This window comes from Anaerotignum lactatifermentans, from assembly GCF_014982935.1.
GTDB lineage: Bacteria > Bacillota > Clostridia > Lachnospirales > Anaerotignaceae > Anaerotignum > Anaerotignum lactatifermentans.
In genome coordinates this window covers 1-6,328 of record NZ_JADCKK010000095.1, presented here as the reverse complement: position 1 = coordinate 6,328, position 6,328 = coordinate 1, and the positions used below count along the sequence as shown (strand labels likewise).

Genomic DNA, 6,328 nt, shown 5'->3' with positions numbered 1-6,328 from the left:
CATCGTTTCTACCACCAGTTGCTTGAATTCTGGTGTATATCGTTTATTTGGTACTCCTTTTGGCATAAAAATCACCCCACTTGTTATTCAGTATATCATACTGTCTAACAAATGGGGTGCAGTTCATATCTTATGAAATCTCTTCTTTTTTCTTGCCCTTCAGAACGCATCCCAGCACCATAGCCACAAGGAAAATAATACCGTAATAAATAATCTTTTCTCCCAGAGAAACAATGGCAGCCAGCACCATAAACAGACTGGCGCCAATGCCCAAAATAGGCATGATGAACCGCTGCAAAACAGGCAGTTCCTTTTCCTTCCGTATGTGCATGAAGAAAATAGGGATATACATGAGGTAAATGGTGATGATAGGCAGTTCAGAGCTATCAAAACTGAAATTGCCAAACCAGGATGTTTCCACCAGGTTTGCCCCATAGAAATAAGTCAGCCACAGGGCAGCCATGAATACGCCCATAACAGCGGAATTTGTAGGCATATTGGTCACCTTGTCCACGTTGCTGAAGATATGGGATGCAGGACCTTCTCCCCGGTTTGCCATAGCATAAAAACTGCGGGTACATGCCATCATCAATCCGTTCAAAGTCCCAATGCAGGAAATGACAACAAATACAAACAGCAGTGTTCCCCCAACATTGGTAAATACTGTAGAAAAGGCAATTTTTGCGCCGGTTTCGCCGCCAGCCATAATGACTTCATTTTCCACAGCTCCCGCCAGACCTACATAGTACAGGGCATATACCAGTACAACGAAAACAGAACCGAACATCAGCGCTCGAGGCAGGTTCTTTTTGGAATCCTTCAGTTCCGCGTTAATGCTAGTGGCACAAATCCAACCCTCATAAGCGAAACAGGTACCTACCACCGCCGTGAACAAAGGATTTCCACTGACTTCCACAATGGCGCCGCTGGTGAAATTTTGTATCATGACGCCGTTTCTCAATCCGTAAATGGTACCTACCACTGCCATCAATCCCAAAGGAATCAATTTTGCCACAGTTGTGGTTACCTGAAATTTTCCTGCCAGTTTCGGAGAAATGGCGTTAACGGTAAAACTGCCGATGAGATATAAGCCGGCAAGGGTCATTGCCTGGGGACCGGCGATATCCCATCCCAACAAAACTGCCGTATATCTTGCCGTTACCCATGCCACCACAGAAGTCATGGCAGGAAAATAAATGACTGCCATAAACCAGGCGAAATAGTATCCATATTTTCTGCCCACCATTACTTCCGCATAATCCACAACGCCACTGACTTTTTCGTAACGGGTTGCCATAACGGCGAAGTTATAGGCGCAGATGATCATCACCAGTCCCCCCAGAAACCAGGACAATATGCCTAAGGGCAGATCGCCGCCTGTGGCCAACAATACCTTTTCCGCTTTGAAGAATACGCCGCTGCCGATAACGATGCCCACAACCATGGCAATGGCAGTCAGCAGCCCGTACTTCTTCTCCAGTTCTTCTTTCACACCTTTTCACCCTTTCTTGCTTCGACGCGTGTTCGCGTCAATGCTTTTATGCTTTGTTATGCGAAAGTAAAGATACCATTTTGTCATGACAAAATCAAGTTTTCAGACAGAAATGCATTGTTCTTTTTGCTATACATCATGCACGATATAGGATAAAAATATAATTTTTACACGATTTTTTAAAATACAACTTTCTTTTTATTGTAATTAAGCCGATATCAGACAAAATAATAGCGTTATTTGATGGAGTTTCTTCCTATTATATATATGTATTTTTCGGCAAACAAAAAAGAGAGTTCTGTTTTTCAGAACTCTCTCAAATCTTTTTTCTCATCTATATCGTAGAAAGCTTTTTCCTCTGCACAGTCAAAGACAAATACCTGCTCCAGTGATGCCAGCAGGATTCTTTTGCCGCCCTGATCTCCTTCCAGTGAAAGGAGCTTCTCAACATACTTACCGGAAAAAACAGCAGGATTGCCCCACACACCCTGGTGTGCCATACAGCCCATGGCTTTGCCGGAACGGAGAAAGCCTTCCATAAACGCCCCCAGATCTTCCTGTCTTAAAAATGGCTGATCTGCCACGGAAAACAGATAGGCAGCATCCTCTGCTATGCCCAAATGCCTGATAGCACAATGAATAGAGGATGCAATGCCTGTTTCCGCCTTTGGATTCCAAACCACTTCCGCCTTCTCTCCTGCCAGTTCCTGTCGAATAGCTTCATGGGAAGTGACCACCACCAGACGCTCCTGCCGCTTTTCTGCCAACGCCGCCATGCGTTCCAGACTGTAGCGGTAGAGCTTTTTCCCATTGACGGGATAGAGCAGCTTATTTTCCCCGAATCGTCTGCTCAATCCCGCCGCCAGTAATATCCAGTGGATTTTCATTTATCAATCATGCCCATAGCGATTTTTTCCGGTGTAATGGGCAGTTCTGTAAAACGCAGGCCTGTTGCGTTATAAATCGCCTGTGCAATGGCAGGTGCCGGTGTATTGATCACGATTTCCCCGATGGATTTCGCACCAAAAGGCCCTGTAGGCTCATAACTGCTGTCAAATTCCACACGCAGTTTGCCCATATCCATACGAGTCGGGATTTTGTACTGCATCAAAGAATTTTCAGCCAGTTCACCTTTTTCGTTATAGGTAATGTTTTCATGGAGTGCCATACCGATGCCCTGTACCAGACCGCCTTCTACCTGTACTCTCGCCAGATTGGGGTTCACAACGGTACCGCAGTCTACCACTGCCGCATAGTCGATGAGTTTCACGCTGCCTGTTTCCGGGTCAACTTCCACTTCCACAGCGCCAGCCATGAAAGGCGGAGGAGAAACAGGTGAAGAATGAGCTTCTGTGGCAAAGAGGGCATTTTCCCCTGCGCACATGATGGCATTGCCGATGTCTTTTCGGCTGATGCTGCTGCCGTCTTTCAAGCTGTATACTTTTTCCCCGTCAAATTCCACATCATCTACGGAGCAGCCTAGTTTTTCCGCACCATATGCTTTCATTTTATCCACCAGTGTCTGGCAGGCTTTTACAGTCGCCATACCTGTCACATAAGTGGTGCTGGATGCGTAAGAGCCGCTATCGTAAGGAGAAACGTCTGTATCAACACCATAAACGATGATATCGTCCACAGAGCAATCCAGACAATCCGCCGCCATCTGGGACAGAATGGTGTCACAGCCAGTACCCATATCGGATGCACCGATGGTCAGGGCATAGAAACCATCGTCATTGATCTTGATGGAAACGGAACCAGTATCTACGCTGGAAATACCGGAACCCTGCATAGCCATGGCGATACCAACGCCGCGGATTTTGCCATCAGGCATGACACGGCAAGGATATTTTTCTTTCCAGCCGATCATTTCCGCTGTTCTTTCCAGACAACGATCCAGTGTACAGCTGTTTGCTGTTTCGCCGTAGTATGCGTGCATCACGTCGCCTTCTCTGGTCAGGTTCATTTCACGCAATGCCACAGGGTCCATGTTCAACTTCACAGCCAGTTCATTGATGGCAGATTCCACAGCGAAAATACCCTGTGTTGCGCCGTAACCACGGTACGCACCTGCGGACATTTTGTTTGTATAAACAACATCATACTGGAAACGGAATGCTTCTGCCTTGCTGTACAGAGGGATGGATTTATGACCGGACAGACCAACTGTCGTAGGACCATGTTCCCCAAATGCCCCTGTATTGGACAGTGTTTTCACTTCGATGCCGCGGATATGACCGTCTTTGTTGGCACCGATGCGCACTTTGATTTCCATTTCATGTCTGGGAGAAGAAGCAATGAGGCTTTCTTCTCTGGTATAAATGATTTTTGCAGGTCTGCCTGTTTTCAGTGTGACGATAGCAGGATATACTTCCGCTACAACCGTCTGTTTTGCACCGAAACCACCGCCGATTCTAGGCTTGATGACACGAATCTTGGATTTCGGAATATCCAGTGCGTTAGACAGGATACGGCGTACATGGAAAGGCACCTGTGTGGAGCTGATGATGTTCAGTCTGCCGTAAGTGTCCATCTGGGTATAAGTACGGAAGGTTTCCATCATGGTCTGCTGTACAGCTTTTGTGTGGTAAGTGTTTTCCACAACCACATCACTTTCCGCAATGACTTTATCCACATCGCCATGTTCTTCCAGACCGCTTGCACACAGATTGCGCTTGTTGTCAGCGCCTACGGGGCAAAGTGCCTGCCAGTTATCTTCGGGATGCACCAGAATGGGATTGTCCTTTGCTTCGTGGAAATCCAGCACAGGTTCCAGCACATTATATTTTACTTTAATGACTTTCATTGCCTGATCTACGGCTTTTTCTGTTTCCCCTGCCACAATGGCAACGGCGTCCCCAACGAAACGAACACGCTTGTCCAGAATCAGTCGGTCATAGGGGCTGGGTTCGGGATATGTCTGCCCTGCCATGGTGAAACGCTTCTGAGGCACATCTTCATAAGTCAGAACGCAAACGATACCGGGCAGTTTTTCCGCAATATCTTTTTTGATTTCCAGAATTTCCGCATGGGCATGGGGGCTGCGCAGCACCTTTACCACCAGGCAATCCTTAGGCGCAATGTCATCAGTGTAAACAGGTTTGCCTGTTACCAATGCCATGGCGTCTTTTTTCCGAATGGGCTGATTTACATATTTCATTCTCATTTCGCCCCTTTCTTGTAATCCAGATAGGCATGAATGGCACGGAGCTGACCTTCATAGCCGGAACAACGGCAAAGGTTGCCGGAAAGGTATTCCCGAATCTCATCGTCTGTGGGATTTTCCATTTCCTTGCACATTGCCAGTACATTCATAATAAAGCCGGGGCTGCAGTAACCGCACTGTTCTGCCCCCTGATCTGCCAGAAACGCACCGAATTCTTCCGCTTCTTCCTGACAGCCTTCCATTGTCACCACTTCATGACCGTCCGCACGAACTGCCAGTGTGGAGCAGGACAAAACGGGCTTGCCATCCATCAGAACGGTACACAGACCGCAGTTGGATGTTTCGCAGCCTCTTTTGACGCTGTAACAGCCGTGATCTCTGACAAAATCCAGCAGAGCCATATCCGGTGCCACTTCAGCAGTCACATTTTTTCCATTGAGTTTTACAGTAATCTGCATCATTTGTCCCCTCCCATGAGCTGTTTCAGTCCTCTTTTCACCAGAACGCCTGCCACATGTCTGCGGTATGCACCGCTGCATCTGGTATTGTCGGCAAAGTCCATGCCGTTCTGCACTTTGGACGCAAAAGCTGCCAGATCTTCCGCTGTCACTTCCGCTTTTGCCAAAATGCCTTCGCTGTCACGGACTACAACGGGCTGACAGGGTCTTGCGCCGATAACAGCATAATAACCTTCTGCGTCTTTTGTCACTGCACAGGAAACCACAGGAAAGTCTGTTTCTGTGTTTCTCTGGGACAGGTATACGGTTTCCAGAGGTGTCTTTTTGATGATGACACGCACCAGAATGTCGTTGTCTTTTTTCATTTTTGCGAAATCTGCCAAAGGCATTCTGCCCTGTTTATACAGTTCCACGTCGCAGTCCAGACCCAGCAGACAGCAGAGAATATCGGAAAAACCGAATCTGCCGTAAATGCTGCCGCCGACTGTTGCGCAGTTACGCATCTGCACCCCTACGATATGGCGCAGGCTTTCTTTCACTGCACCTTTTGTATAAGCGTCAATGCCTTTGTGAGTTTCCAGCTGACGCAGGGAAACCATACATCCCACTGAAAATTCCTTTTCATCCTCTGTAATTTCGTCCAGACCCAAACCGGACAGATCGATGGCTGTCTGGATGTTCTTTCTGCCCAGACGCAGCCATACGCCGCCGCCAAATACCACGTTTGCCTTTTTCTGATTCAATTCGTATGCTTCTTCCAGACTGGAAACTTTCACATACTCCCGAATGGTAAACATGTTGTTCCTCCTTCCACATTCCTTCATGTATCTTTTCCGGCAAAACACCCTGTTTCTGCCGTTTTTTTCCTCTTTTTCGCTTTTCTCGTAAAAAAGCACCATCGTTTAGTATATCATCCAAAAGTACCTGCCGCAATGCTTTTTTCGGAAAATCTTCTTCTTTTATGATACCATATTCTCTGCAAAAAAACAGGCTCTGTACAAATTTCCATACAAAAAGAGCATGTTTTCAAAAACAGCAATGGCTGAAATGTTTCCGACAAAAAGAAAATAGCTGGAACCCTTTGCATTATGAACTGAACCCAAAAAGTTAGACAATATTTTCAAATTAAAATTGTTTAAGAAGCCAGAAGGGCTTGTTGTCTGTAAATTGCAGGTGGCAAGCCCTTTAACTTTGCTTTGATTCGATGGTTAT

Annotated in this window: 5 protein-coding genes; all 5 read right to left on the bottom strand. The window is 46.7% G+C overall.

What is annotated here, in order from left to right; all coding sequences use genetic code 11:
• Positions 1 to 130: 130 nt before the first annotated feature.
• The gene (locus INF29_RS13665; RefSeq protein WP_193487253.1) at positions 131 to 1,492 is read right to left on the bottom strand and encodes an APC family permease; all 1,362 of its coding nucleotides are present in this window, start codon (positions 1,490 to 1,492) and stop codon (positions 131 to 133) included.
• A gap of 305 nt (positions 1,493 to 1,797) precedes the next feature.
• Positions 1,798 to 2,379, bottom strand: a complete 582-nt coding sequence (locus tag INF29_RS13660) for a nucleotidyltransferase family protein (protein ID WP_272872665.1) — start codon at positions 2,377 to 2,379, stop codon at positions 1,798 to 1,800.
• Positions 2,376 to 4,652, bottom strand: a complete 2,277-nt coding sequence (locus INF29_RS13655; RefSeq protein ID WP_193487249.1) for a xanthine dehydrogenase family protein molybdopterin-binding subunit — start codon at positions 4,650 to 4,652, stop codon at positions 2,376 to 2,378. Before INF29_RS13655 ends, INF29_RS13660 begins: the two co-directional genes overlap by 4 nt.
• A 2-nt stretch (positions 4,653 to 4,654) precedes the next feature.
• Positions 4,655 to 5,116: a (2Fe-2S)-binding protein gene (locus tag INF29_RS13650; protein ID WP_072849681.1), complete on the bottom strand. Its 462-nt coding sequence runs from the start codon at positions 5,114 to 5,116 to the stop codon at positions 4,655 to 4,657.
• Entirely contained in the window at positions 5,116 to 5,913 is a 798-nt protein-coding gene (locus INF29_RS13645; RefSeq protein ID WP_193487247.1) for an FAD binding domain-containing protein, read from the bottom strand. Before INF29_RS13645 ends, INF29_RS13650 begins: the two co-directional genes overlap by 1 nt.
• Positions 5,914 to 6,328 lie beyond the last annotated feature (415 nt).

Excerpts from the sequence above, each read along its gene's own strand:
- INF29_RS13660 (WP_272872665.1), bottom strand. The coding sequence starts at position 2,379 with ATGAAAATCCACTGGATATTACTGGCGGCGGGATTGAGCAGACGATTC.
- INF29_RS13655 (WP_193487249.1), bottom strand. The coding sequence starts at position 4,652 with ATGAAATATGTAAATCAGCCCATTCGGAAAAAAGACGCCATGGCATTG.
- INF29_RS13650 (WP_072849681.1), bottom strand. The coding sequence starts at position 5,116 with ATGCAGATTACTGTAAAACTCAATGGAAAAAATGTGACTGCTGAAGTG.
- INF29_RS13645 (WP_193487247.1), bottom strand. The coding sequence starts at position 5,913 with ATGTTTACCATTCGGGAGTATGTGAAAGTTTCCAGTCTGGAAGAAGCA.